The following is a 25,282-nucleotide window of genomic DNA, read 5'->3' as shown; positions in this document are numbered from 1 at the left end:
GCCGAATGAAATCATTTGAGCGGATGCTTCCCCATGTCTTATCCCAAAATCCAGCGCTGAACCTATTCCATGCCGGCAGCCTTGCTGCTGATGGCGCCTTTCGACATCCTGACCTCGCTTGCCATGGATATCTATCTGCCGATTGTGCCGATCATGCCCGAGGCACTCGGCACCTCGCCGGCCGTCATCCAACTGACCCTCAGTCTCTACATGCTCGTGCTCGGCGCCGGGCAGATCATCTTCGGCCCGATTTCCGATATTGTCGGACGGCGGCCTGTCCTGCTCGCAGGCACGGCACTCTTTGCCGCTTCCTCCTTGCTGCTTGCCGGCACCTCGTCGGCACCGCTTTTCGTGACCTGGAGATTGCTGCAGGCAGTCGGTGCATCGGCGGCCCTCGTCGCAACCTTCGCAACAGTGCGCGACGTCTACGCCGGACGTCCCGAAAGCAGCACGATCTATAGCTTGCTCGGCTCCATCCTCTCCTTCGTGCCGGCACTGGGCCCGATCGCCGGAGCCTTGATCGCGGATCGCTTCGGCTGGCGGGCCATCTTCCTCGTCATCGGCCTCCTTTCGGTTGCCGCCCTTTTCAATGCCGGTTTTCGGTGGCATGAAACCCGGCCTGCCATCACCGCGAAGATCGCCCTTCGCCCGATCCTCAGGAGCTTTCCCTTCTGGGTCTATACATCAGGCTTCAGCACGGCGATGGGTGCCTTCTTCGTCTTCTTCTCGACGGCACCCCGCGTCCTGATCGACAGAGCCGGTTTCTCCGGCATCGGCTTCAGCGTTGCCTTTGCCACGGTAGCGCTGGTGATGGTCGTGACCGCGCCTTTCGCCAAACGCTTGGTCATGCGCTGGGGGATTGCAGGCAGCCTTGCCGGAGGCATGGCGACGCTGCTTCTCGGCGCCACGCTGCTTGCCTTTGGAGAGTTGTTTCTGCAGCCCTCATTTGTCAGCTTCGTCGTGCCGATGTGGATCATCGCGATCGGCATCGTCCTTGCGACGGCGGTGACCGCCAATGGCGCGCTTGAGGCCTTTGGCGATACGGCAGGAACGGCGGTAGCGTTCTATTTCTGCATCGAGAGCATCATTGTCGGCTTTGCCGGAACGGTCTTCGTGCTTCTGCTCGGCGGTGACAGCGCCTGGCCGCTCGTCGGCTATATCTCAGCGAGCGCGCTGGCGACACTCGCCGGATTGTGGTCGCTGCGGCAGCGGGCCTGACAGCAGATGGTCAAGAACGGCCGCTCGACCGGACCGGGCGGCCGTCATCCGATCGATGGCTTGAAATCTGCCCGCAGCTCGCCTACCCCTTTCTGCGCGCAAGGGATCAGCCAATTCCTTCGCGAGACCGCCACCCGACGCTTTGGCGTCGAACGGTGATCATGCAACGCAGCGTCCGCACCGAACGCGACTATGGTTTTGCGACCGAAAAAAGGAGCATGACTTGGCGAACAGATCGATTGACCACGCCTTCACGGCGACCAGCCTCACTTCCGCCGCCAGCGACCCGACCTTTGCCGGCGCGCTGTCCTTCATGCGCCGCCGCTTCACCAAGGAGCTCGCCGGCGTCGACGTCGCCGTCTGGGGCATTCCCTTCGATGCCGCGACATCGAACAGGCCGGGCACGCGCTTCGGGCCGCAGGCGATCCGGCGCGCCTCGGCGATCTTCGACAATGATGCGCAATATCCCTTCCACCGCGATCTCTTCGCCGACATGGCGGTGATCGACTACGGCGACTGCCTGCTCGACTACGGCAATCATCAGGATACGCCTGCCGCCATCGAGCGCCAGGCGAATGTCATCCTCGACAGCGGCGCCTTCCTGCTGACGCTCGGCGGCGATCATTACGTCACCTGGCCGCTGCTGAAAGCCCATGTGGCAAAGCACGGTCCGCTGGCGCTCGTGCAGTTCGACGCGCACCAGGACACCTGGTTCGACGAGGAACGGCGCATCGACCATGGCTCCTTCGTGGCGCGGGCCGCTCGCGAAGGCATCATCGATCCCGACCGCTCGATCCAGATCGGCATCCGCACCCACGCGCCGGAGGATTGCGGCGTCAATATTCTCTACGGTCATCAGGTCGAGGAGATGAGTGCCGGCGACATCGCCTCGGCGATCATCACCCATACGCGCGGGGCGCCGGCCTATCTCACCTTCGATATCGATTGCCTCGATCCGGCCTTTGCGCCTGGCACCGGCACGCCGGTGGCCGGCGGGCCGTCGAGCGCCAAGATCCTCTCCGTGCTGCAGCGCCTGCACCAGCTCGATATCCGCGGCGCCGATGTCGTCGAGGTATCGCCGTCCTATGATCATGCCGATATCACCGCCATTGCGGGGGCAACGGTGGCGATGTATATGCTGGGGCTTCATGCCGAGCGACGCGCCATCGCCGTGTCACAAGGCTGACTTATCATCGCTCAAACTGAATCCGGAAACCTTCAGAACCCATTGAAAGCGCAGGTTTAACATGGCACCGAAAATCTTCATCGACGGCGAACACGGCACGACGGGTCTGCAGATCCGCACGCGCATGGCCGGCCGCCACGATGTCGAGCTTCTGTCCATTCCCGAAGCCGAGCGGCGCAACGCCGCCCTGCGCGAGGACATGCTGAACAGCGCCGATATCGCTATTCTCTGCCTGCCCGACGACGCGTCGAAGGAAGCGGTTCAGATGGTTTCGGCCAACAACAATGTGCGCGTCATCGACACCTCGACCGCCTTCCGCGTCAATCCCGGCTGGGCCTATGGCTTTGCCGAGATGGACGGCGCGCAGGCCGATAGGATCAAGGCCGCCCGTTTCGTCGCCAATCCCGGCTGCTACCCCACCGGCGCGATCGGCCTCATTCGGCCGCTGCGCGCCGCCGGCATTCTGCCGGACGGTTATCCCGTCACGGTCAACGCGGTCTCAGGTTATACCGGCGGCGGCAAGCAGATGATCGCGCAGATGGAGAACCCGGATCACCCGGATGCGATCACCGCACCGCATTTCCTCTACGGCCTGCCGCTGACCCATAAACATGTGCCGGAGATGACCGTGCACGGCCTGCTCGACCGCGCGCCGATCTTCTCGCCCTCGGTCGGCAAGTTCGCTCAAGGGATGATCGTGCAGGTGCCGCTGCATCTCGACGATCTCGCCGAGGGCACGACGATGGAGAGCATCCATACCGCCCTCGTCGCCCATTATGCCGGCCAGGATATCGTCAGTGTCGTGCCGCTGGCCGAAAGCAAGGCGCTCGCCCGTATCAACGCCGTCGAACTCGAAGGCAAGGACACGATGAAGCTCTTCGTCTTCGGCACACCAGGCGCTTCGCAGGTGAACCTCGTGGCGCTGCTCGACAATCTCGGCAAGGGCGCTTCCGGCGCCGCCGTCCAGAACATGGACCTGATGCTCGCCTCGTAAGGCGTGAGCAGCGGCATCGACGTGATGCCGCTCAAGCTTCTCGTCGATCTCATCATCATGATCTCGCGGCCGCCCGCCTCTGCGGCCGCAGTTCTGCTTTTGGCTCGATCATCGGCAACGATTGGGCTATGAGAGCGGACCTTCCTCGCCTGCCTTTCCCGAATCACGGAGCCTGATGTCATGACGCTCGATGCGCTGGTCGATGGCGTGCACGCATGGTTTACCGCCGCCCTGCCCGACCAAGGCATCTATGCGCTGATGGTCTTTGCCTTCATCGCCGGGCTCGCCCGGGGCTTTTCCGGCTTCGGCGCCGCACTGATCTTCGTTCCGCTCGGCGGCGCGATCGTCGGGCCGAAGCTGATCTCACCGATCCTGCTCGTCATCGACGGCATTGCCTCACTCGGAATGATCCCGCCGGCCTGGCGCGGCGCCAACCGGCACGAGGTCTTCGTCATGGCGGCAGGTGCTGCGCTTGGCATTCCGGCCGGCACGGCGATACTGGCGTTCCTCGACCCGCTGCTCCTACGCTGGAGCATCACGATCATCGCCATCTGCCTGCTTGCGCTGCTGATATCGGGATGGCGCTACCACGGGGAGGCGTCCGCGCCGCTCACCAGCGGCGTCGGGCTGATCGCCGGGCTTTTCAGCGGCGCCGCGCAGCTCGGCGGACCGCCGGTTGTCGCCTATTGGCTCGGCGGCAAGAGCGACTTCACCCGCGTCCGGGCAAATGTCGTGCTCTATTTCTCGATTTCCAGCGTTTTCAGCGCCATCAGCTATTATTTCGGCGGGCTGTTCGTGCCTGCCGTCTTCGCGCTCACCGTCGTCATTCTGCCGAGTTATGCGGTCGGGCTCTACGGCGGCTCGAAACTATTCGGGCTTGCCGAAGAAAGGACCTTCCGCATCGCCTGCTATGTCCTGATCGCGGCCGCCGCGATCATCGGCATGCCGCTGCTCGATGGGGTGCTGCGGTAGAACCCGGCAGCGCCGGCATCAATCGCGTTCGGCGATCATCGTGCCGTGCGGATATTCGCCGTAAAAGCCGCGCCAGTTGGCGACGGCGAAGCCGAAAACCACCAGCGCACCGGCCTGATGCAGCAGGCCCCAGTGAAGCGGCACCTGCATCAGCAGCGTGGCGATGCCGATCGCCGCCTGCAGCGTCACCAGCGCGAAAAGCAGCACGGCGCGGCGTGCATGGGTGGTCCAGGATGCCGCGCGAAGGGCAATCACCATGTTGATCAGCGTCAATGCGAAGAGCGTGTAGGCGCCGATGCGGTGGATGAACTGCACCGTCTTCGGGTTCTCGAAGGCATTGATCCAGAAGGGCTGCTGGATCAGCAAATCGGAGGGGATGACGGCGCCATCCATCAGCGGCCAGGTATTGTAGGAAAAACCGGCATCGAGCCCCGCCACCAGCGCGCCGAGATAGATCTGGAACAGCGAGAAGATGGCGATCGCGGCGGCAAAGGCGCGCGAGCTTCGTGCCGGCGGCGGATCGTCGGAATGTCTGGAGAGACCGCGCATGATCCACATGCAGCCGGCAAAGATCAGGCAGGCCATGACGAGATGCGTGGCGAGCCTGTACTGGCTGACGTCGGTGCGGACGGAAAGGCCCGAAGACACCATCCACCAGCCGATAAAACCCTGCAGGCCGCCGAGCGCCAGGATGCTCAGAAGCGGCCAGCGCAGGCGCTTTTCGATCCGCCCCGTCAGCCAGAAATAGATCAGCGGCAGGGCGAAGATCACGCCGATGCCGCGGGCGATCAGCCGATGCGCCCATTCCCACCAGAAGATGCCCTTGAACTCATCGACGGTCATCGAACTGTTCAGCTGCTGAAATTCGGGAATGCGCTGGTAGAGGCGGAATTCCTCCTCCCATTCGGCAGCCGACAGCGGCGGGATGACGCCGTGGATCGGCTTCCATTCGGTGATCGACAGGCCGGAATTGGTCAGCCGCGTGGCGCCGCCGACGAGCACGAGACAGAAGAGCGCCAAAAGCACGAAGCCGAGCCAGAAGCGCAAGGCGCGGCGGTCGCGATTCTGCTTGCGCACTTCGCTCAGGATCGCCTGTTCCATGATCGGGTTTGCGACGGCCATGATGTCTCCTTCTATCCGGCAGTTGATTTGCCCCACCGGCTCATGCAAAACAAGCCCCGAACCTTTGCGGCATGCCGTCGCGCCGGTTCGCCCCCTCCATGCCGAGAGATAACCGATGCCCGTCCGCCTCCGCAAATTCATCGGCACGATCCTCATCATCGTGCTCGTACTCGTCTATGCGCTGGTGGCGAACACGATCGCGGTGGCAACGCTCGGCAACGCGCCCTGGTGGGGACATCTGCTCTATTTCTTTCTCACCGGCCTGCTCTGGGTTTTGCCGGCGATGGTAATCATCAAATGGATGGCCGGGCCGCCGCAGCGGTAGGTCATTAACGGCCGAATAACCGTGATGCGCGGAAAACCTCGCCCATCGCCTGCGGTTAAACCAAATATACGTCTGTCATACCTACTTTCCCGTTCAGCATTCTTGACCGGAGAAAACCGTGCAGACGCAAAAGCTCGATGTCCATGAACAGCCGTCCGACAAGGTGGCGCTGGCCGATACGGCCATGTCGCGCCTGCGCCAGCTGAGCATGAAACTCGCCATGGCTGAAATCGACATCGACGTCTTCGACGCGATGCAGCCGCTGGAAGATGACTGGCGGGCTCTGGAGCGCGACAATCTGCAATCACTCCATCAAAGCTACGACTGGTGCGCCGCCTGGGTGAGCGCCTTCCAGCGGCCGCTTGCAATCCTCAAAGGCACCCATGCCGGCCAGACGGCTTTCATTCTGCCGGTCGAAATCGTCAAGTCCCGGGGATTGGCGATCGCGAAGTTCATCGGTGCCGATCACAGCAACATCAATACCGGCCTGTTCTCCGAGAGTTTTGCGGAAAGCGGCGGTTCCATCGATGCCGGCAAGTTCGCCGGCCAGCTACAACAGGCGCTCAGGGGCCAAGCCGATCTGCTGCTGCTGCAGAACATTCCGCTGGAATGGCGGGGGCGACAGACCCCACTCACCGGACTGCCGATGGTGCAGAACCAGAATCATGCCTACCAGCTGCCGTTCTTCTCGACTTTCGAGGAAACGCTGAAGCAGCTCAACGCCAAGAACCGGCGCAAGAAATTCCGTGTTCAGTCGAAGCGCCTCGAGGCGGCCGGCGGCTTCGAATACGTCATTCCCGAGACATCGGAAGAGCAGCATCGCCTGCTCGATATCTTTTTCCGCCTGAAGAGCGCCCGCTTTGCCAGTCTCGGCCTGCCCGACGTTTTCGCCGACAGGGAAACGCAGGTCTTCCTGCATGGCTTGCTCGACAGGGTGGATGACAGCAGGCAGTATTTCGGGCTGCAGATGCAGGTGCTCCGGCTCAAGGGCGCGCTTGAGGGCAGGATCGCCGCGATAGCAGGCATCTCGCGCAAGGGTGACCACATCATCTGCCAGTTCGGCGCGATCGATGAAGAGCTCGTGCCTGATACCAGCCCCGGCGAATTCCTCTATTGGCAGACCATTTCGGGATTGCATGGCAAGGGTGTCGCGATGTTCGATTTCGGTCTCGGCGACCAGACCTACAAGCGCTCCTGGGCGCCTGTGGAGACCGCCCACTACGACGTGGTGCTGCCGGTCTCGCGGTTCGGCGTTCTCGCCGGCGCCGCCCACCGGGTCGTCACCCGCGGCAAGGCCCATATCAAGGCGCGCCCGAAGCTTTATAGATTCGCCCAGGGCGTCCGGGCACGAATTGGCTAGAGCGGTTCAGCTTTTAACTGAAACGCAGAACCGCTCTATCCTTTTGTTTTTACGCATGTCGTTGCCGCAAAACCGCGGCACACTTTTGCGCGACATGCTTCAACCGTTCAGGCCGCCCGGCCGAACTCCTGCTCGGCCCCTTCGCCGCCCGACATCAGCACGACGCGCTCATAGCCCGCAGCCTGGAATTCCGTCATCAGTGCAACGAAGATGGTCTCTTCGACTTCAGGCAGCGAGAGGATGATCTCGACGTCGCGGCTGCGCGTCAGCCGCGAGACGCCGGCGACATCGGCCGAACCGCATTCGACCACCACGAGGTCGTAGGCGGCGGCAAGCGCATCGAGCAGCAAGGACAGCCGGTCGACACCGCGCATGGCCCGGCGCACGTCGCTCTGGCCCTGGGGGATCAGATGGGCATCGGACAGGCGGTCGCTGTGGATCGTGTCGCCGAAGGCGGCTTCGCCGCAAAGCAGATCGGTGACGCCAAGGGCGGCCTGATCCTCGACCATCAGTTCCGTGGGATAGCCGGAACCGGTCATATCGATGAGGATGACGCGGCGGCCGGCGTCGGCGAGCGTGCGGGTCAGTGAAACCGTCGCCGCCGAACCATTGTCACCGGTCGGGGATATGGCAATTGCCAGCGGCGCACGGCTGCCGGTCAGATAATCCGCAACGGAGGCGATGGAGAATTCATTGTCGTCCTCCGGCGCCTCGGCAGCCTCCACGGCCGCTACCGGCTCATCCTCGTCCGCGACCACGGCGAGCATGCTCGGCTGCACGGGCTTTCTGACTGCTGCGGCGATCGGAGCGGCCTGCGGCACATGCTTCTCCTCGACGGCTGCTTCCGCCTCGATTGCCTCCGGGGACGCATCCACCGGGCGGAGCGCCCGGCCGCTGAAAAGTTCGGCCAGCATGGTGATGATGGCGCTCATGATCAGCGTCGCGACGGCAGCGACGACGACGATCGGCACCACCTTGGGGAAATAGGGATCGACCGGCTCGACGGCCCTGGACACGATGCGGGCATCCGCTGGGCTCGAATTGCTGTCGGCGCGGGAGGCGGCCTCGCGATAGCGCACCAGATAGGTTTCGAGCAGCTGGCGCTGGGCGTTGGCCTCACGCTCCAGCGCATTGAGACCGACCTCATCCTCACCGGCGCGGGCGCTGGTGGCCTGCACCGTGTCCGACTGGCGCTCGAGTTCGCTGGCGCGGAGATCTGCGACCTTGGACTCGTTCTCGATGCTCGTCAGGATCTTCTGCGTCTCCTGGCGGATCTGGGTACGGATATCGGCGAGTTGCGCACGCAGGCTTTTCAGCCGCGGATGGTTGTTGAGAAGACTGGTCTGCAGATCGGAGATCTGCGACTGCAGGCCGGATTCTGTCGCCTTCAGCCGCTGGATCGCCTGCGAGGACATGATGTCGGGCAGCGTATCGGAGGCTTCGCCCGAAGACAGCGCATTGCGCACCGCCTGCGCCCTCGCCTCGGCATTGGCCTTGTCGCCCCTGACGCGGGTCAGTTCAGCGGAGATATCGTTCAATTGCTGCGCCGGAAAAGTGGTCGTGCCGTTCGTCTGCAACAGCCCGTGCGAGGTGCGGTATTCGGCGACCTTCTTCTCGGCTTCGCTGACCTTCCGGCGCAGGCCTTCGATCTCCGGCTCCAGCCAGCGGGTCGCCTCGGAGTTGGAATCGAGCTTGGCGCCGCTCTGGGTCGAAAGGTAGACATTCGCCATGGCGTTCGGAATTGCGGCGGCGAGTTTCGGGTCCTTGGAGGTGAAATTGATGCCGATGACGCGTGAACCCGGTACCTGATAGACCTGCAGGCGCTCGACGAAGGCATCGATGACACGCTCTTCCGGCGGATTCTCCAGCGGGTTCTTTTTCAGGTGCAGCTTCACCAGGATGCTGCTCATCGCCGAGCCGTTGGCGGCATCGTCGAATTCCGGCAGGTTGTAGAGCTTCAGGTCGTTGATCACCTTCTTGAGGAGATCGGCCGATTGCAGGAGCTGCACCTGGCTGGCGATGTTGAGTTCATCCATCAGCGGACCGGCGCTGGCGTCGTTAACCTGCTGGGTGTTGGCAAAGGCCGGCGCACGGGGTTCGATGAGGATGCGCGTTTCGCTGCGATATTGCGGCGACATGATCTTTGCGCCGGCAAAGGCGACGCCCGCCCCCACGAGGGTGATCGTCAAAATCCGCAGACGGCGCGCCCAGACCGCGCGGGCCAACTGGCCGAGGTCGATGTCCACATCCTGATCACGAGCTACGCTGGACATGCTCTTACTCCACAACAAAGGTGCCGCAAGCGTAAACGACCATGGTAACTCAACGGTTAATGGCGACCTTGCCAAGTAGAGGAGCGACGATCGATCAAGGATACCGGGAAATTGCAAGCGTCCTTTACCGGGCATTAACCCTAACGGATCGATAACGACTGCACCGAGTTCATTTTCTGTGAGCACAAACGGATGTCTTTCGTCCAGCCCAAGATCTTTTTGGCCCTGAGCCTTGCAGCCATGACGGCAGCACTGGGCGGCTGCACGACGTATAAGCCGGCTCCGAAGGCCTTCAACGAGGCGACCATCCAGCCCTATACGCTCGACAGCGGCGATCGGTTGCGTGTTACCGTTTTCGACCAGCAGAGCCTGACCAACACGTATACGGTGGATCAAGCCGGCTATATCGCCTTCCCGCTCATCGGCCAGGTCCCTGCCCGCGGCCGAACCCTGCAGCAACTCTCGGGGCAGATCGCCCAGAAACTGCAGCAAGGCTATCTTCGCGATCCCGACGTCACCATCGATGTCGATCGCTACCGTTCGATCTTCATCATGGGTGAAGTCGGCCAGCCCGGCCAGTATGCCTATGTTCCCGGCATGACGGTGCAGAATGCCATCGCGGTTGCCGGCGGCTTCAGCAGCCGCGCCAACCAGAGCATGGTCGACGTCACCCGCAAGATCAACGGACAGGTGCTGACCGGCCGCATCAACATATCGGGCCCGATCATCGCAGGCGACACGATCTACGTTCGCGAACGGCTCTTCTGAGCAATGTCAAAACAGAGACCGCTCCGCATCCTCCATTGCTTCAGGTCGCCGGTCGGCGGAATATTCCGCCATGTCCGCGATCTGGTCGAGGAGCACAGCAAGGCCGGTCATCAAATCGGCATCCTCTGCGACAGCTCGACCGGCGGCGAGTACGAGGACAGCCTGTTCGACGATATAAGACCCTATCTCTCGCTCGGCCTGACACGCGTGCCGATCCGGCGCTCCATCAGCCCGTCCGATATCGCGACGATGTGGGATACATATAAGAAAATCAAAAGTTTGCGGCCGGATGTGCTGCACGGACACGGCGCCAAGGGCGGCGTGCTCGCGCGACTTGCCGGCTCAGCGTTGCGGGTGAACAGGTATCGCGTAGCCCGCCTCTATACCGCGCATGGCGGAAGCCTGCATTATTCGCGCTCCTCCTTCAGTGGACAGTTAGTCCTGAGGATGGAGCGGCTGCAGGAATATTTCACCGATGCGCTGGTCTTCATCTGCGAATATGAGCGCGACACCTATGCACGCAAGGTGGGTAAGCCGCGGACGAAGACGAAACTGATCTATAACGGTATCAGCGAGCGTGATTTCGAGCCGATCCCGACCCGCTCGGATGCCGTGCATTTCATCTATGTGGGAATGCTCCGGGACCTCAAGGGTCCCGATCTGTTTGTCGATGCCTTCGCCAAGACCGAACGGCTGCTCGGCAGGCCGCTGTCGGCGCTGATGATCGGCGACGGGCCGGATCGCGACCGCTACCGCGAGATGATGGTCGAACGCGGCCTCGGCAAACGTATCGGCATGCTGCCGGCAATGCGGGTGCATGAGGCTTTCTCGATGGCGCAGAACCTCGTCGTTCCCTCGCGCGCCGAAGCCATGCCCTATATCGTGCTCGAGGGGCTCGGCGCCGGCAAGACGATCATCGCAAGCCGAGTCGGCGGCATTCCCGAGGTGCTCGGCGCCGACAGCGCGGCACTGGTGGAGCCCGGCAATTCCGACGATCTCGCCCGCGTCATGGCGGAAACGCTGAGCACGCCCGGCTGGCACGCCAGGACGATGCCGAAGCCCGAGGCGGTGAAGGCGGTGTTTTCCTCCGCCGTCATGGCGCGCGATGTGCTGAAATTGTACCACGAACTCGTCGAGAGCGCTGCCGGCCCAAGCAATGCCCGCCGCCTCGTAAATATTTCTTAGGGGCTTTCTGGTATTTCGCTCGGTGACAATGAGCGACAATGCCCCATAGACAAGCTGGCCCCATGAACAAGCTGGAAAAAGGCGATCAATTCGACGTGGAAGCACTGCGCAAGCAGGTCTCCGACATCGAGGTGCGCGGCGACACAGGTAAGGAAAAACCTTCCGACCCGACCGAAATCAACCCCTATGCCCGCCAGATCGCCGAGCAGTTCCGCGATGGAACCTATTCGCCGGCCATCATCATCGGGCAATTGCGGCTGTTGGAATTCCTGGCGCTCTTCGCGATCGCCCTGATCGTCCACTATGTCTGGCCCGGCGACGGCCACGATTCCGCGCTGGTGCGGGCTGGCATGGCGGCGATCGCTTCAGCCTTGACCGTCATCGGCCTCCAGCTTACCGACACCTACACCATTCCCGCGCTTCGGGCGAAGCTGCGGCTGATGCCGCGCATTCTGGCGTCGTGGACGATCGCGCTTCTTCTGACCCTCGGCCTGTTTACGCTCATTCGCGGCACCACATGGGCAATGGTCGATGCCTATATTTCTTGGTTCGCAGCCGGCGCGCTCTTCCTTGTGGCCGAACGTTTCCTCGTCGCTTACGGCATCCGCAACTGGGCGCGCAACGGCATCATGGAGCGCCGCGCCGTCATCGTCGGCGGCGGCGAGCCGGCCAAGGATCTGATCCGCGTCCTCGAACAGCAGGACGACAACGACATCCGCATCTGCGGCATCTTCGACGACCGCGGAGAGAAACGCTCGCCGATCATGGTCGCCGGTTATCCGAAGCTCGGCACCGTGGCCGAACTCGTCGAATTCGTACGGCTGACGCGCATCGACATGCTGATCATCGCCCTGCCGCTTTCGGCCGAGGCCCGCATCTACGACCTTTTGAAGAAGCTCTGGGTTCTGCCGGTCGATATCCGCCTTGCCGCGCATGCCAACCGGCTGCGCTTCCGGCCGCGCGCCTACTCGCATGTCGGCACGGTGCCGATGCTCGACATTTTCAAGAAGCCGATCCGCGACTGGGATTCCGTCGCCAAGCGCGGCTTCGACATCTTCTTCACCGTGGTCGCGCTTGCGCTGCTCTGGCCGGTGATGGTCGCGACCGCGATCGCCATCAAGGCGACCTCCGAAGGCCCGGTCTTCTTCATGCAGAAGCGCCACGGCTTCAACAACGAGATCATCAACGTCTTCAAGTTCCGCTCGATGTACACCAACATGGCCGACCCCACAGGCAAGGCTGCGGTGACCAAGGGCGATCCACGTGTTACCCGCGTCGGGCGTATCATCCGCAAGAGCTCGATCGACGAATTGCCGCAGCTTTTCAATGTGCTGAGAGGCGAGCTTTCGCTGGTCGGTCCGCGGCCGCATGCCGTTCTCGCCCAGGCGCGCGATCGCGCCTTCTCCGATGTCGTCGAGGGCTATTTCGCCCGCCACCGCGTCAAGCCCGGCGTCACCGGCTGGGCGCAGATCAACGGCTGGCGCGGCGAAGTCGACAATGACGAGAAGATCAAGTTCCGCACGGCTTACGACCTCTATTACATCGAGAACTGGTCGCTCTGGTTCGATCTCAAGATCCTGTTCCTGACACCGATCCGGCTGCTCAACACGGAAAACGCCTATTGAGCGCGATCGAGGCGACATATCCCCGTGTCGCCCACCCGCAGCGGATGACGCTGCGCCTGATCGGCTCGGCCTTCGTCGCCTTCGGCGTCTTCCTCTCCGGTTTCGTGATCGACGAGCCGGCGCCCTATGAACTCTGGATGGCCGGGCTGATCGGCCTCTGGTTCATCCTGGGCCTCAGGATTTCGCGCGGCGTAGCGCCGCTGCTCGCCTTGCTGCTCACCTTCAATATCGGCGGCATGCTGTCGCTGACGCAGATGAAGGACCTGGCGACGGGGCCGATGTATATCGCGGTGTCGACCTTCCTGGCGCTGACGGCGGTGTTCTATGCAGCAATCATCGAGGACAGCCACAAGCGGCTGCCGTTGATGTTCAACGCCTGGACCTTCGCCGCCGTCGCCACCTCGGCGCTCGGCGTACTCGGCTATTTCCACGCATTTCCGGGCGCGGAGGTCTTCACGCTCTACGACCGCGCCAAAGGCGCCTTCCAGGACCCCAACGTTTTCGGCCCCTTTCTGGTGCCGCCATCGCTCTACCTCATCCACGGCATTCTGGCCGGCGACCTGAAGAAATCGCCGTTGAAGGCCGCCGCCCTGCTCGTGCTTGCACTCGGCATCTTCCTCTCCTTTTCCCGCGCCGCCTGGGGGCTTTTTGCGCTCGGCCTGGTGCTGCTGATCTTCATCATGCTGCTCAAGGAGCGCAGCGGCGCCTTTCGTCTGAGGGTCCTGGTGCTATCGCTGGCGGCGATCATCATGCTGGTCGCCTCGCTGCTGGTGGCGCTGCAGATCCCGAAGGTCGCCGAACTGTTTTCAGCGCGCGCCCAGTTGGTACAGCAATATGACGGCGAACATCTCGGCCGCTTCGAGCGCCACCGGATCGGCTTCACCATGATGATGGAGCGCCCGCTCGGCATCGGTCCGCTGGTGTTCGGGACGATGTTTCCCGAGGACGAGCATAATATCTGGCTGAAATCGCTGACCACCTATGGCTGGCTCGGCTTCGTCAGCTATGTCGGCATGCTTGTCTGGACGCTCGCCCTCGGCTTTCGATACCTGCTGCTCGACCGGCCGTGGCAACCCTTCCTGATGGTCGCCTGGATCTCCGTCCTCGGCCATGCGGCGATCGGCAACGTCATCGACATCGACCACTGGCGCCATGTCTATCTGCTGCTTGGCACCGTCTGGGGCTGCGCGGCGCTGGAAGTGCGCCACAAGCGCGAGCGAAGGCGCCAGGGACCGGCGTGAGGCCTGACCCTCTGGCGCATCGTGCTTTGCGGGTCTGAAATCGCACAGCTGTCTATTTCGTGGCTCCTGCCGTCAGGCCGGCAATGAACCGCCGCTGGAAAACCAGATAGGTCAGGATGAGCGGGGCAATGACGATCACCGCACCGGCGGTCAAAACCGGCGTATTGACAGTGTAGCGCCCTTGGAAAAACAGCATACCGAGGGGCAGCGTCCGATAGGCGTCGTCGTTGACCAGAATGAAGGGGATCAAAAACTCATTCCAGGTCCAGATGAACAGGAACAGCGCCAGCGTCGACATTGCCGGCACCATAAGCGGGATAACGATCTTACGGAGGATATAGAAGCGTCCGGCGCCATCGAGAACCGCCGCTTCGAGAACTTCTTCCGGCAATTGCTGCATCGCGCTGGCGAGGAAGATCGTTGAGAACGGTATCGACATCGCGATCTGCGGCAAGATCAGAGCCGCATAGGTGTTGATCAGGCCGAGATAACGCATTTCATAATAAAGCGGGATGATGAAGGCCTCCGCCGGCACCATCATGCCGAGCGTCAGGATAGCGAACAGCGTGCGCCGAAACGGAAATGACAGGTAAGCGAAGGCAAAACCGGTCAGCAGGCCCAGAAAGACGCTGGCAGCAACGACGGGTATGACAACTGTAATCGAATTCCAGAAGTAAACGTTGAAATGTCCGGCATTCCAGGCATCGACGTAATTTTCGAAATGGGGATATGCCGGCAAAGCGAACGCACCCTGCAGAACGTCAGCCTTGCTCTTTATCGACGTCAGAAGCAGAAGCAGGAAGGGGATGATGGTGACGAAGGCAAGAAGCCAGAGGACAATGCGGAGGAATAGCGCACCGACGGGAAAGTTGGACGAACGGCTCATCAAGCCAATCCTTTATTCTGCGATCCCACAAATCGGTGAATTGCATAGTTGATGACGAATGTGAGTACCGCGCCGACAATGGCGATGGCCGCCGCGGCGCCGAAGCGATTGAGCTCGAAGCCGAGCTGATACATGTAGATATTCGGCACGAGGGTGGCGTTGGCGGGTCCCCCTCGGGTCATCGTGAAAATCAGGTCGAAGCTCTTGATCGACGCGATGACCGTCAAAAGCAAAACCACCCTTATCTCAGGCAATAGAAGCGGCAGCGTGATCCAGAAAAAGGTTTTTCGCGCCGAAGCGCCATCGACCTTGGCGGCGTCGAAGAGAGACGGGTCGATGCGCTGAATTCCTGTGAGGAAGATGACCATGCAAAAACCGAAGAAATACCAAGTGGCAACGATCCCGACCGCGGGGAGCACAAAATTGAAATCGCCGAGCCACGGCAACGCGAAGGCTCCTAACCCTACTGCTCTCAGAAACTGATTGAACGGGCCAAAGGCAGGATTGTAGAGCCATGCCCAGATGATGCCCAACACGGCCGTCGGCATGATGTAAGGCAGGAACAAGAATGTCCGCAGCGCGAGCTGTTCGCGTTGCTTCAGATTCCAGACGCAGGCGGCAAGGCCTATACCGAGCACCAGCGGCAGAACACAATAGAAGATCATCAGCGCGGCATTGTTACGCAAGGCGATATAAAAACGATTGTCGGAAAAGAGATCGACGTAATTGCCCAAGCCAACCCAACTGGGCATGCTCAAGCCGTCCCAACTGGTCAGGCTCAAAGCCAAAGCCGCAATAATCGGTCCAAAGACAAAGGCCGCATAGAGCAGCAATCCAGGCAATAAATAGATAAAATTGGTGTGTTTCGAGCCATCAAGTGCGGAGCGTTTCATCCAGTACTCCATGAAGTCAAGGCGCTGGTGATCGCGCTGCAAGCCGCAGCTCGCAGCGCTGATTTTAACGTGGATCGACAAGACGCGGGCCGCGGCGTCCAAGGCGGACGGCCGCGGCCAGCGCCCGCACCTTTTATTTCTTATCCTTCAAATACGCCTGATAATCCTTGTCCATGGCGTCGACGAAGGCTTCGGGGGTGATATTGCCGGACAGAAGAAGCGGCGTGTTGTCGTCTATCGTCTTCAGCATCGTCGGGCTCGACCAGTCGGGGTAATGGCCGAGCGCGTCGTTCGCGTTGAGTGTCTTCCACATTTCAATGCCGGAGCTCAGCAGCGGCGTGAGCTTTGGCTTTGCGTCGGCCGCCAGCGACGTTGCCGGAAGATAGCCGGCAGCGGCCCAGGTTTCAGCAGCCTTTTCCGAAACCATATAGTCGATATAATCACCTGCCAGGTCCTGCGTTGCCTTGGTTTTGGCAAGGCTCGTTATCGCCCAAGCAAGGTCCACGCCTCCGACACTCAATGGTTTGGAAATGCCCTTCGGGGCGGGAATGGCCATGAAGCCGATATCCGGATTGTGTTGCATGTCACCGAAATACCAGGTTCCGGAGATCAGGAAGGCACCCTGCCCTGATATGAAAAGCTGGACGGCGTCATCCCCCGAGATGCCCTCGAAACCGGGGAAAAAATAACCGCCCTGTGCCCATTGCTGCACGAGTTTCGCGGATTCGATGTTCCCCTTGGTGTTCCAGGAACCGCCCCTGCCGTAGATCAGATCATCAAGTTCGGCGCGATTGCTCGCGTCGATATGCGCTTGTTCGATGGCGCCGATCATGTGCAGGGCCAGATGCTGCTTTGCCGAGCCCATCATGAAGGGCGCAACGCCTTTTTCCTTCAGCTTATCAAGATCGGCCAGAAACTCCTCGAAGGTTTGCGGCAATGCTACGCCCGCATCGTCGAGGATCTTTTTATTGTAAAAGAGACCAACGATCTCACCGAGGCCTGATATGCCGTAGGTCTTGCCGACCCCGAACTTTCCATCCTCCCAGCGGTCTCGAGCAAGTACTGAATCCGACTGCCGCTTGTCCCAGCTGTATTTCTTGATGTAGTCGTCAACCGGAAGGAGCAATCCTTCCTTGACCATCGCGCCCATGTCGCCGGCGCCCTGGTTGACCTTCGTGATGACAGGGCCGTTCCCTGCCGAAACCGCAAGCTTCAGCGTCAACTTCATGTCATCAAAGGTGCGGGCGGTGCGTTTGATCGTGACACCGGGATGCGCAGCTTCGAACTCCTTGTTCAGTTGCTCTATAACAGCGCTCTGACCTTCATAGGTCTGGTCATCCCACACAGCCAGATCGTCAGCGCGCGCGGCTGCCGAAAGGCCCAAACTTATAAGCGCTGCACCAGCAAGCGCGACGGCTGCCTTCCATTGGCATCCCGGCAGTATGTTGATCGATTTCACGCTTCTATTCATCGGTTCCACCTCATTGATTTATTCTCCACTTTCCGTTCAGACCTGCCGCCCAGGCGACGGCCGAACGTTTTCTTCCCCCAGAGCTTTGCCGGGCTGGCGAATCTGAGGTAATCGTCAATGCATGAGCCTCCCTCGCAACCTGAAATGAAAAAACGCCACGCAGGAGGTGGCAAAGTGATGGACAACAACTGCTCCATCCGCCCGGCGACCGAAGCGGATACCGAAGCCCTTTTCGACATCTGCCTGAAAACCGCGAACGGCGGCGACGATGCCAGCGCGCTCTATAGCGACCCGCATCTGCCCGGCTACATCTGGTCGGTGCCCTATCTCAAATTCGCCGAAGACTTTGCCTTTGTGTTGATTCAGGACGGCCGCCCGGTCGGCTACATCGTCGGCGTCCCGGATACCAGCGCGTTCGACAGAGAGTTGCAGGCGAATTGGTGGCCGTTCGTCCGCCAGGAGATCGCTGGCCTGACGCCCGCCCGTCCGCGCGACGCCGACGTGATCGAACGTATTCAAAACCCGCGCAGCGGCACGCCGTGGCTTCAAGACGACTACCCCGCGCATCTTCACATCAACATCCTTCCCGGACTTCAGGCAGCCGGTTGGGGACGCAGGATGATCAGCACTGAGCTTGAGGCGCTGAGAGATCACGGCGTCCGAGCGGTGCATCTCGGTGTCGATCCCAACAACCACCGCGCCAGGGGCTTCTACCATCACCTCGGCTTTTCCGAATTCGAACGGGATGGTTCCGTCGCCTTCGCGATGCGCATCGATGAGGGGTCCCGCTAGAACCGACGGCGCAGTATTATTCATGACCTTGGCTCCGCATTTGCAGCGTCCAGCCCATATTTCAAGACGACCGCCGCCGGCATGGCACTCCAGCCCTGAAGCAGGGAACCGCGCCCATAAGGCGGCGAGAAATATTCCACCGCACCGATCCAGCCATTGTCGAGGCAGGTTTCCCACCAGCGTGTCAATGCATAGCGTGCACCCCCAAGTCCGTGGCGAAGGCGTTCTTCGGCATAGGCGCCATCCCAATACGGCCAGTCCGAACCATTGTGGTAGCGGTAGGGAAAAGCGGTCTTGGATCGCAGATCGCCTTGCCGCTTGAATGGCGGATAGGCGCACATGACACCCCAGCTGCCATAGGGCTGTTGTTGATTGTTGCGCGTTTCCAGTCTGTTTTCAAAAGCTTTCAACAAGCCGACGGCCCTATGCTTCGAAATTGCGCTGAATCGCGACAAGGTCAGGCTGTCGAGAGCCAGATGATCCTCGATGAAAGCGCCAGGCGTTCCATAATCGATATATCCCGCCGTTGCCGGCACGAAGAGCCTGGCCTCGATTTCTTCACGGGCCAGATTTGCGGTCTTGAGCGCGCGTGCGGCAAGCGTCGGATCGTGGCCCTCGCCAAGCCTTGCCACCGCGTCCATGGCGCCGACGAAAAGACCGAGGTCATAGGAGACGAGACCCTCACGATAGACGTTGTCGGCCCAGTCCCGGTCGTTGCGCGGTTTCAGCGGCAGAACGCTGTCAGCCCCGGCCAGGCCGAGATAGCGATCGGTGATTGCTCTGACGATCGGCCAGTGCAGTTGCACCTCTGCCAGGTCTTGCGTCACGCTGAAATAATCGCTCAGAAACAGAATGAAAAAAAGCGGGCTGTCGAAGTGATCGCTCCACCAGTCCTGCGGACGGTTGTGGTATTCCGGAACGGCTCTTTTGTGGTTTTTGGGATTGGCCTTGCTGTCGGCGACAAAGTGCTGCCAGGCCTGTGATTGCGCCGGCCCCGTCAAGATCACGCCGCTCGGGGCCTCCCCATCCGGCTGCACTCCCTTGGCGAGAATTCGGATCTCGTCGCGCACCGCCTCCGGCGCCAGCATCAAAAGAGGCTGCATCGTCCAGTAGCCGTCGCGGTAATAGGTTCGCGCCGGAGCACTATAGGCCTGCCCGGCGGCAAGGCCAGCGAAGGCCCCGTTTTCGTCGTGCCTGATGCTGGAAAGAGCGGCGTGTATCCCCTGGCTGACCATGCTGCGCATCAACGGATCGGCCTCGGGCATCCTGTCGCAACGCGCCGCATATTCAGCGGCTTCCCCGATGATGGCTTCGCTGGTGAGGCTCAACGCTTTCTCAGCTTCGTCTCCTGAGGCGCCGATGGCGATCCGCAAATCCGAACCCGACGTTTCGACAATGAGGACACCCCAGGCCATTTCGAAAGTCTGCCGATGGTGGTTGCGGGTGACCCTCACCCTGGCACCCTTGCCATCCGGCTCGTGCCACCAAGCGCAACGACGCGCAGGGTACACGCCCCGAAGGCTTGCTTGGCGGATCAGCATCACCGGTCGCGACTGCGCGACAAACACGCCGCCCTGTTTCGACACGACTCGGTTCGGGGCATAGGCATAAGGGCCGGTGAGTGGAGAAAATCTCACACGCCCCAGGCTGCCGGCTCCCCACAGGGCAAGATCAGCATATCCACCCGGATGAACATCGGCCTGAAGGCGCGGCGCCATGACAGGCAGTAGAACGGGCTCTTCGGCGAAAAGCTGTCCATCAGTCGAAGGCTTTATCATGGGCAGATCCCCGCACGCCAAGTTCAACAGACAGCAGGACGAGAAAAAGAAATAGAGCCGAATAAGCCCAGGCCAGCTCCTCTTCGGACGACCTTGGCGAGCGCATGTCTACCCGGACGAGACGTATGGCGCATACTGCTCCTCGACCCTCTTTATATCACGCGCATTGGATTGCGCGTTGATCTCAGCCTACAGGCCGATCCCTATTTGTCAAGGACATAGACAAATTGCCGATCTTGCTATACTCAAATCCGGGAGGACGGCGGAGCTAAGCTTCCGAATTTCTCTTCTTCTTGATAATTATGATCTAATATCGCCCCAATTAAGTATGCGCTCCGAACTAATTGGATCATCTGGCTGGATGGCAATGACATCTTCCGTCGTACAGACACCCATCGCACGAAAAATTTCAACCAATGCGGTGATCCGAACCATTTTGGCAAACGGGCCGATCTCCCGCGCCGATATCGCCAAGCTGACCGGTCTGTCAAAGCAGACGATTTCCGAGGTCGTGCGCGACCTCGAGGATGACGGATGGCTGAAACCTGTCGGGCAGACCGACGGTCGTCCAGGCCGGAATGCCATCATCTATGAAATCAATGCGAGGGCCGGACTGGCTGTCTCTATCGATCTCGGAGGCACCAAGATTGCCGCAGCCATCTGCGATCTGTTGGGAAACGTGGTTGCCGAAACCAAAGTGGCCACCGACCCGCGCGGCGGCATGCATCTCGTCAATCAATTCAGCGATCTTCTCGTTGAACTCGCGCTTGCGGCCGGGACCACCGCCGACAAGCTCCGTCTTGCCGTCCTGGGCACACCCGGCGTGCTCGATCCGGTCACCGGACACATCAACGTCGCGCCAAATATCCCCGGCATCGACGCCATAAATCTGCAGCAAGTCTTCAGCGACAGAATGGGTATCACCGTGATCGTGGAAAACGATGTGAACCTTGCCGCGCAAGGGGAGCGGTGGCAGGGACACGGTGTCGAAACCGGCAATTTTGCTTTCGTTGCCCTTGGAACAGGCGTCGGCATGGGCATCATCGCCAACGGAACTCTGTTGCGCGGCGCGCGTGGCGCGGCCGGCGAAATCGCCTATCTCCCGATCGGCGGGGATGCGTTCGATCCCGGCGGCTTTACGCTTGGAACCTTTGAGAGCGCGGTCGGCAGCGTGGCGATGCTGCGCCGCTACACCGGTTTCGGCGGGCGTGACGCATCCACCGTGGCCGATCTCTTCGCCGCGTTTGATGCAGGAGATACAAGCGCCGTGGCCGCAATCGAAGAGACGGCCAGGCTGGTGGCGGTCGCCATTGCGGCAATCGGAGCAACTCTTGATCCTGAACTGGTGATCACCGGTGGCAGCATCGGCTCGAGACCGGAACTCGTGGACGCCATCCGGCGTTTCCTGCCGCGTTGTACCCCTTATCCGCCGCGCATCGAGATCAGCCGCTTCGGAAACCGGGCCGCCCTTATGGGCGGCGTGGGGATCGCGGTCCAGCGCATGCATGATGATCTGTTTGGCGTAAAACTGAGGGACGTTTGAAGAATGCATGCAGCATTGCTTCGTTCGCCAATCAATCGCCGGGCCACTTGAGAAGCGCTGCAAATGCGCTAGATTTTCCACCATGATAACGGCAACGCAGATACGCGGCGCGCGCGCCATGATCGGAATGAGTATCGAAGAGCTCGCCGCCGCCAGCGGCCTGCCCGTGGAGACCGTGACGGCGCTCGAAAACGGTGAATTTGCGGGCGAGCCGCACGCGCTGTTCGATGTGCGCAGTACGCTCGAAGCGCACGGCATCATCTTCCTTTCCAGCGGCAATCAAGATGAAGGCGGCCCCGGCATCCGGTTGCGCGCACGCAGCTCCAGCGATGACGGCATCCGGCCGGAAAACCTCAACGCCGCCAACGACGACTGACGGAACCAATCGGTGCGCTAAGCGTTTCGCTGTCCCATGAACACATCCGGGGGCAGTCTCTTGAACCGAAGCAATGGTCTCTACGTCATCATCGGCGTTCTCGTCGTCGCCGTCGTCGGTCTCGGCGCCTACATCTTCCACGAGGAAAGCAAGCCGCAGGGGATCGAGATGAGCATCGGCAAGAATGGTGTGTCGATCGAGCAGAACTGATCGTCAGAGATAGGTTTTTGCAAGATCGGCGAGTTTGCCGCCGTCTTTCACGCCCTGCCTGTAGAGCTGAATGATGACCGCACCGATCCGCTCCGCCTCCGGTGTCGTCCTGGCCAGGCCGCGTTCGTCGCAGACCTTGTCGAGCACTTGCGACAGCAAATCGAGATCTTCCGAAAATAGCGGTAAATCATGCGGATGAATTGATGATCGTAACATCACGCCGCACATCCTCCGAGGGCAAACGCATTCACGCTTGCATCGCCGGCCGCCCTCCGCAACCGTCATAAAATCATTATGCGCGACGGTCCGAACTTTAGCAACTGCGCAAATTCCCGGGGAATAAAATTATGGAACAAAATTTTGTCCCGCGCGTTTGGCGGCGCTTGTAGCAGGAATCAGTGAGTGCAGACGTGAGCGAAATACGCTTTCCCTCCCCCGTCCGGGTCCTTTCTCCAAATAGCAGCCTGATCGTTTCCACCGTCTGGGAGGCCGTCGAATATCTGAAACGGTGGCCGAGCAAGCGCGGGCGCGATTATCGCGTTGCGCGCCAGCATTGCCTGGATGCGCTCGACGGACTGCGCAGCCCGCGCGCAGCGCAGGCTTCCTTCGTCACGGCAGCCAAAGCGGCAGGATTGCTGGTGTGAATTGCTCTAGCTGCTACGGCCGCTGGCGGCGAACTGGGGATGGATGGAGCCTTCCGTGATGACCTTGGCGGTCACTTCGATCACCTGCTCCTCGGCGAGTTCAGCGAGCGCGAGGGCGACATCGCCCTCTGACCAGCCGGCTTTGACGGCCTCTTCCGACAGAGCTTGGAAAGTGGCTGCGAGGGCCTGCCTGCAAGTGAGATTCTGCTTCATATCCGCCATGCGCTCGCACTAGGCTATTTCTGACAGGGATAATGTTAATCTACACATATTCGCCAGAAAGCGAAGAGGGTTCAGATCTTTTTCAAATCAAAATTGGACTCTTAACTTCAAAGCTCGGTATAACCTTAACAAAATGCAACAATCATCACCTTTCCCAACTGAGGGAGTACCAAAAAGAACTACAGGAACTATTTGCGACACACTCCCAAAGGGTATTCCGGCGCGTTATTTATTTTAAATAGTCGAAACGGCTGGAGCCGATACAGCGGCCCTTTGGTCCGCGAGAATGCGGCAACCTCAATTACGGCCCGTTTTCAGCATCTTCCTGGCACCCTGTCAATCAGCTTCGCGGACTTCCCCGAGACGAGCGCCGGGACCGCTGGAGATCCCTTGGCAGCCGCGAACGCCTTCGGCGTTTATCACCTTAATACCACAACGACACCACACTGCCGTCAAAGTCCGCCGTACCATTGCGGCGGCTCACTTATCAGGAGGTAATATGTCTATCGAACTGGACGCGACTACCTATGTCCACGCCAAGCCGGCGACCGCCCATTCCTATATCTTGCCGGCCGTTGTCGATGTTCTCCAGAATAATTTTCAGGAGGCAAACGAGACTGCGGTCTTCGACCTCGGTTGCGGCACCGGCGGTGCTGCCGCCGTGCTGGCAAAAAAAGGTTACGACGTCGTCGGTGTCGATCCGTCCGAGGACGGCATTGCGAAAGCGAGAACGGCTCATCCCGATCTTCCGCTGGAGATCGGCTCTGGTTACGAAGATCTCTCCAGCCGGTACGGGACCTTCGATGCGGTGATAAGCCTTGAAGTGGTGGAGCATGTTTATGATCCCAAATCTTTCTCGGCCACCATTTACGATCTGGTCAAGCCCGGCGGCATCGCGGTCGTGTCGACGCCTTTTCACGGCTACTGGAAAAATCTGGCGTTGGCCGTAAGCGGAAAGATGGATGACCATTTCATGCCGCTCAAGGACCATGGCCATATCAAATTCTGGTCTCCCGAAACGCTCAGCACGCTGCTCGTCGAAACAGGCTTCGAAGACGTCGACTTCGAATATGTCGGGAGGATTCCGCTGCTGGCGAAGTCGATGATCGCGATCGCTCAGAAACCGCACTGAAGACGGCGTAAGGCCCGCCGTGTTTTCAATGACGGCGTAGCAACTCGTCTGCTACATCAACAAATGACCTTTTCGTTCGGGACTTTTCCGGGGTTTTCGGTTCCCGTTTCAGCACTACTGGCCATGTCTCGTTCCGTTTTCCGCCGCCGGCGGGACGAAGAAAGTGACATTCTGACTGGGATTTCAAGGGGATAAATGGTCGGGGCGACTGGACTCGAACCAGCGACCCCTTGACCCCCAGTCAAGTGCGCTACCGGGCTGCGCTACGCCCCGACCTGCCGAAACGGCTTGCTTCGTTTAGTTTTTCAGCGCGTGCAATGCAAGCGGAAAAACCTTGCCTCCCACAAAAAGGAAGCGGTTTGTGCGAATGCTCAGATCGCGGCGAGTGCCAATCGGCCTTCAGCGGTTTGAATGGGCTGCCATGCCTGGTAGTTGACGATCGAAAAATGCGGTGTTTCGAATGGGGTGGCGTGGGTTTCGGTGATGACGGTGACGTCGGCGCCGGCGGCTTCACCGGCGAGGATGCCGGCGACGGCATCTTCGAAGACCAGGCATTTCGCGGGATCGACGCCGAGGCGGCTTGCGCCGAGCAGATAACCTTCGGGGCTGGGCTTGCCTGATTTGACCTCCTGGCCGCTGACGATGACCTTCGGCATCGGGATGCCGGCGGCAGCCATGCGGCGCCTGGCGAGCTCGATCGGCGCCGAGGTGACGATTGCCCATTCGCCATCGGCAATGGCGGAGAGGAAGCGGATGGCTCCCGGGATTTCGACGATGCCGGAGACATCCTCCATCTCCTCGGCGAGCAGCAGATCCGACTCGTGGGCCGGATCGACGCCGGGCAGGCCGAGCCCGCGGATGACGTCGGAGGCGCGGATGCCGTGGATGGTCTTCAGGAAAACCTCCGGTTCGAAGCCGTGGCGTCTTGCCCAGTCGCTCCAGACGCGTTCGACGACGGCGATGGAATTCAGGAGCGTTCCGTCCATATCGAAGAGGAAGGCATCATAGGACCTGTCGAGGACATCATGGCGAGCGGGCACGGGCTTTTCCTTGAAGCATGAGGCCG

The 25,282-nt window shown here is 60.6% G+C and carries 24 protein-coding genes, 1 tRNA gene and 1 pseudogene; 16 read left to right on the top strand and 10 right to left on the bottom strand.

Features of this window, described 5'->3' with window-relative positions:
• The first annotated feature begins 69 nt into the window (after window positions 1-69).
• The 4 genes from cml to FHT79_RS20605 all read left to right on the top strand — a co-directional run bounded on the left by cml (window position 70) and on the right by FHT79_RS20605 (window position 4,370).
• On the top strand, window positions 70-1,218 hold the full coding sequence (gene cml, locus FHT79_RS20620; RefSeq protein ID WP_183904009.1) for a CmlA/FloR family chloramphenicol efflux MFS transporter: 1,149 nt from the start codon (window positions 70-72) through the stop codon (window positions 1,216-1,218).
• A gap of 223 nt (window positions 1,219-1,441) precedes the next feature.
• On the top strand, window positions 1,442-2,404 hold the full coding sequence (gene speB / locus FHT79_RS20615) for an agmatinase (RefSeq protein ID WP_183904008.1): 963 nt from the start codon (window positions 1,442-1,444) through the stop codon (window positions 2,402-2,404).
• A gap of 61 nt (window positions 2,405-2,465) precedes the next feature.
• The gene (argC, locus tag FHT79_RS20610; RefSeq protein WP_183904007.1) at window positions 2,466-3,398 is read left to right on the top strand and encodes an N-acetyl-gamma-glutamyl-phosphate reductase; all 933 of its coding nucleotides are present in this window, start codon (window positions 2,466-2,468) and stop codon (window positions 3,396-3,398) included.
• Window positions 3,399-3,578: 180 nt separating this feature from the next.
• Complete coding sequence (locus tag FHT79_RS20605) at window positions 3,579-4,370, top strand: sulfite exporter TauE/SafE family protein (protein WP_183904006.1); 792 nt, start codon at window positions 3,579-3,581, stop codon at window positions 4,368-4,370.
• Between the two features lie 18 nt (window positions 4,371-4,388).
• Here the strand turns inward: FHT79_RS20605 and FHT79_RS20600 are convergent, their stop codons facing one another.
• Complete coding sequence (locus FHT79_RS20600; RefSeq protein WP_183904005.1) at window positions 4,389-5,492, bottom strand: COX15/CtaA family protein; 1,104 nt, start codon at window positions 5,490-5,492, stop codon at window positions 4,389-4,391.
• Window positions 5,493-5,607: 115 nt separating this feature from the next.
• On the opposite strand from FHT79_RS20600, the gene FHT79_RS20595 reads away from it, so the two are divergent.
• Window positions 5,608-5,817, top strand: coding sequence for a DUF2842 domain-containing protein (locus FHT79_RS20595; RefSeq protein ID WP_047616460.1), 210 nt, complete (start codon window positions 5,608-5,610; stop codon window positions 5,815-5,817).
• Between the two features lie 118 nt (window positions 5,818-5,935).
• Window positions 5,936-7,177: a GNAT family N-acetyltransferase gene (locus FHT79_RS20590; RefSeq protein ID WP_183904004.1), complete on the top strand. Its 1,242-nt coding sequence runs from the start codon at window positions 5,936-5,938 to the stop codon at window positions 7,175-7,177.
• Window positions 7,178-7,284: 107 nt separating this feature from the next.
• Here FHT79_RS20590 and FHT79_RS20585 read toward each other — a convergent pair whose 3' ends face one another.
• On the bottom strand, window positions 7,285-9,450 hold the full coding sequence (locus FHT79_RS20585; protein ID WP_097595105.1) for a Wzz/FepE/Etk N-terminal domain-containing protein: 2,166 nt from the start codon (window positions 9,448-9,450) through the stop codon (window positions 7,285-7,287).
• 192 nt (window positions 9,451-9,642) lie between these two features.
• On the opposite strand from FHT79_RS20585, the gene FHT79_RS20580 reads away from it, so the two are divergent.
• From FHT79_RS20580 to FHT79_RS20565, 4 genes and pseudogenes are all read left to right on the top strand, one after another.
• Entirely contained in the window at window positions 9,643-10,218 is a 576-nt protein-coding gene (locus FHT79_RS20580) for a polysaccharide biosynthesis/export family protein (RefSeq protein ID WP_097595104.1), read from the top strand.
• Window positions 10,219-10,221: 3 nt separating this feature from the next.
• A pseudogene (locus FHT79_RS20575) lies at window positions 10,222-11,392 on the top strand (glycosyltransferase family 4 protein).
• Window positions 11,393-11,465: 73 nt separating this feature from the next.
• Complete coding sequence (locus FHT79_RS20570; RefSeq protein ID WP_183904002.1) at window positions 11,466-13,028, top strand: undecaprenyl-phosphate glucose phosphotransferase; 1,563 nt, start codon at window positions 11,466-11,468, stop codon at window positions 13,026-13,028.
• Window positions 13,025-14,269, top strand: a complete 1,245-nt coding sequence (locus FHT79_RS20565; protein WP_063474290.1) for an O-antigen ligase family protein — start codon at window positions 13,025-13,027, stop codon at window positions 14,267-14,269. Before FHT79_RS20570 ends, FHT79_RS20565 begins: the two co-directional genes overlap by 4 nt.
• Window positions 14,270-14,321: 52 nt before the next feature.
• On the opposite strand, the gene FHT79_RS20560 is transcribed toward FHT79_RS20565, so the two are convergent.
• The 3 genes from FHT79_RS20560 to FHT79_RS20550 all read right to left on the bottom strand — a co-directional run bounded on the left by FHT79_RS20560 (window position 14,322) and on the right by FHT79_RS20550 (window position 17,519).
• Entirely contained in the window at window positions 14,322-15,155 is an 834-nt protein-coding gene (locus tag FHT79_RS20560) for a carbohydrate ABC transporter permease (RefSeq protein WP_097543010.1), read from the bottom strand.
• On the bottom strand, window positions 15,155-16,048 hold the full coding sequence (locus FHT79_RS20555; RefSeq protein WP_047616639.1) for a sugar ABC transporter permease: 894 nt from the start codon (window positions 16,046-16,048) through the stop codon (window positions 15,155-15,157). Before FHT79_RS20555 ends, FHT79_RS20560 begins: the two co-directional genes overlap by 1 nt.
• A 133-nt stretch (window positions 16,049-16,181) precedes the next feature.
• On the bottom strand, window positions 16,182-17,519 hold the full coding sequence (locus tag FHT79_RS20550; protein ID WP_063474288.1) for an extracellular solute-binding protein: 1,338 nt from the start codon (window positions 17,517-17,519) through the stop codon (window positions 16,182-16,184).
• 177 nt (window positions 17,520-17,696) lie between these two features.
• Here FHT79_RS20550 and FHT79_RS20545 point away from each other — a divergent pair, with 177 nt between their 5' ends.
• Window positions 17,697-18,311 (top strand): GNAT family N-acetyltransferase, encoded by a 615-nt coding sequence (locus tag FHT79_RS20545; protein WP_097595099.1) that lies wholly within the window; start codon window positions 17,697-17,699, stop codon window positions 18,309-18,311.
• A 20-nt stretch (window positions 18,312-18,331) separates the two neighbouring features.
• Here the strand turns inward: FHT79_RS20545 and FHT79_RS20540 are convergent, their stop codons facing one another.
• Window positions 18,332-20,089 (bottom strand): glycogen debranching protein, encoded by a 1,758-nt coding sequence (locus FHT79_RS20540; RefSeq protein WP_097595098.1) that lies wholly within the window; start codon window positions 20,087-20,089, stop codon window positions 18,332-18,334.
• Window positions 20,090-20,450: 361 nt separating this feature from the next.
• Here FHT79_RS20540 and FHT79_RS20535 point away from each other — a divergent pair, with 361 nt between their 5' ends.
• From FHT79_RS20535 to FHT79_RS20525, 3 genes are all read left to right on the top strand, one after another.
• The gene (locus FHT79_RS20535) at window positions 20,451-21,632 is read left to right on the top strand and encodes an ROK family transcriptional regulator (protein WP_047616440.1); all 1,182 of its coding nucleotides are present in this window, start codon (window positions 20,451-20,453) and stop codon (window positions 21,630-21,632) included.
• 82 nt (window positions 21,633-21,714) lie between these two features.
• Window positions 21,715-22,008 (top strand): helix-turn-helix domain-containing protein, encoded by a 294-nt coding sequence (locus FHT79_RS20530; protein WP_047616439.1) that lies wholly within the window; start codon window positions 21,715-21,717, stop codon window positions 22,006-22,008.
• Window positions 22,009-22,068: 60 nt separating this feature from the next.
• Window positions 22,069-22,218: a hypothetical protein gene (locus FHT79_RS20525; protein WP_047616637.1), complete on the top strand. Its 150-nt coding sequence runs from the start codon at window positions 22,069-22,071 to the stop codon at window positions 22,216-22,218.
• Window positions 22,219-22,221: 3 nt separating this feature from the next.
• On the opposite strand, the gene FHT79_RS20520 is transcribed toward FHT79_RS20525, so the two are convergent.
• Window positions 22,222-22,434 (bottom strand): hypothetical protein, encoded by a 213-nt coding sequence (locus FHT79_RS20520; RefSeq protein ID WP_029872887.1) that lies wholly within the window; start codon window positions 22,432-22,434, stop codon window positions 22,222-22,224.
• A 194-nt stretch (window positions 22,435-22,628) separates the two neighbouring features.
• Here FHT79_RS20520 and FHT79_RS20515 point away from each other — a divergent pair, with 194 nt between their 5' ends.
• Complete coding sequence (locus FHT79_RS20515) at window positions 22,629-22,862, top strand: DUF982 domain-containing protein (protein WP_047616438.1); 234 nt, start codon at window positions 22,629-22,631, stop codon at window positions 22,860-22,862.
• Window positions 22,863-22,868: 6 nt separating this feature from the next.
• Here the strand turns inward: FHT79_RS20515 and FHT79_RS20510 are convergent, their stop codons facing one another.
• Complete coding sequence (locus FHT79_RS20510) at window positions 22,869-23,084, bottom strand: hypothetical protein (RefSeq protein WP_183904001.1); 216 nt, start codon at window positions 23,082-23,084, stop codon at window positions 22,869-22,871.
• 499 nt (window positions 23,085-23,583) lie between these two features.
• Here FHT79_RS20510 and FHT79_RS20505 point away from each other — a divergent pair, with 499 nt between their 5' ends.
• Window positions 23,584-24,216: a methyltransferase domain-containing protein gene (locus tag FHT79_RS20505; protein WP_063474285.1), complete on the top strand. Its 633-nt coding sequence runs from the start codon at window positions 23,584-23,586 to the stop codon at window positions 24,214-24,216.
• 196 nt (window positions 24,217-24,412) lie between these two features.
• On the opposite strand, the gene FHT79_RS20500 is transcribed toward FHT79_RS20505, so the two are convergent.
• Together FHT79_RS20500 and FHT79_RS20495 are read right to left on the bottom strand one after the other, a co-directional pair.
• Window positions 24,413-24,489: transfer RNA gene (locus FHT79_RS20500), tRNA-Pro, on the bottom strand.
• Window positions 24,490-24,587: 98 nt separating this feature from the next.
• Window positions 24,588-25,256, bottom strand: coding sequence for an HAD family hydrolase (locus FHT79_RS20495; RefSeq protein WP_183904000.1), 669 nt, complete (start codon window positions 25,254-25,256; stop codon window positions 24,588-24,590).
• Window positions 25,257-25,282 lie beyond the last annotated feature (26 nt).

The sequence above is a fragment of the Rhizobium sp. BK212 genome (assembly GCF_014197475.1).
Taxonomy (GTDB): Bacteria; Pseudomonadota; Alphaproteobacteria; order Rhizobiales; family Rhizobiaceae; genus Rhizobium; species Rhizobium anhuiense.
The sequence above is the reverse complement of the archived record's forward strand: the minus strand, read 5'-3'. Positions and strand labels throughout refer to the sequence as shown.